The 1,187-nt window shown below is 75.6% G+C and carries 1 protein-coding gene; it reads left to right on the forward strand.

Annotated features, from left to right (window positions below):
* Nucleotides 1-1,187: SDR family NAD(P)-dependent oxidoreductase (locus tag R6V09_RS53455; RefSeq protein WP_317888599.1), on the forward strand; the 1,187-nt coding region annotated here is incomplete at both ends.

Below are 1,187 nucleotides of genomic sequence, written 5' to 3' on the forward strand. Positions count from 1 at the left end.
CCGCCGCTGCGGCCGGTGTCGACGTGGTGCGGGGGCTCGCCGAGCCCGACACCGGAGCCCGGGACGGCCTGCGCCGCACGGATGTCACCGACCCGACCGCCGTGGCGGAGCTGATCGGCAAGACCCTCGCGGACCACGGCGAGGAACTCACCCAGGTGATCTATGTGACCGGCGCCGGACGCCCGGCCCGGGACCCGGTGTCCCGTGCCGACGCCGAACTGCTCAGCTGCGCCGGGGTGTTGCACGTCGTACAGGCGCTGGCGGTGAGCGGCACGCGACCACCGCGACTGAGTGTCGTGACCCGCGACGCCCAGCCGGTGGACGGCGGGTCCGCCGGCGAGGGCCGGTCCGCGGTGTGGGGGCTGGTGCGTACCGTGCGGATCGAACACCCCGAACTCGACTGTCTGTTGCTGGACCTCGACCCGAATCCGGCGGCCGACCCCGCCGACGCGGTGGACGAACTGGCCGCCGCCCGCGACGGAGTGGAGATCGCCCTGCGCGACGGCGTACGTCTGCGTCGTGACCTGGTCGAAGCGCGGGCGCGGGACGTGCTGGGGGAGCCGGTCGCCGTACGGCCCGACGGCGCCTATCTGGTCGTCGGAGGGCTCGGGGCGCTCGGTCTGCTCGCCGCCGAGCGACTGGTCGAGCGCGGTGCCGGGGAAGTCGTCCTGGTCGGCCGCAACGCGCCCGGGACCGACGCCCGGGAGCGGATCGGCCGACTGCGCGAGACCGGCGCCGAGGTCCACGTGCGGTCGGCGGACATCGCGGACGGAGCCGACGCGGACTCCCTCTTCGCGGAGTTCGGGCCCCGGCTGCGTGGCGTGGTGCACACCGCCGGGGTGCTGGACGACCGGCTGGTGCTCCGACAGGAACACGGATCCCTCGCCGGGGTGTTCGCGCCCAAGGTCCTGGGCGCGCTCCAGCTGGAGCGGGTGACCCGCGAACTGCCCCTGGACTTCGTGGTGTTGTACTCCTCGGCGGCGGGCGCCGCCGGCTGGGCGGGCCAGGCCAACTACGCCGCCGCCAACGCCTTCCTGGACACCTTCGCCCACCGACTGCGCTCGTCGGGCCGGCCCTGGGTCTCGCTCGGCTGGGGCCCCTGGGCGGGCCCGGGTATGGCGGCCGGGGTCCGCGGGCCGGGCGGCCGGGACATCGCCCTGATCGAGCCCGGCCCCGGCCTGGACCTC

It is taken from the genome of Streptomyces sp. W16, assembly GCF_033194735.1.
Taxonomy (GTDB): domain Bacteria; phylum Actinomycetota; class Actinomycetes; order Streptomycetales; family Streptomycetaceae; genus Streptomyces.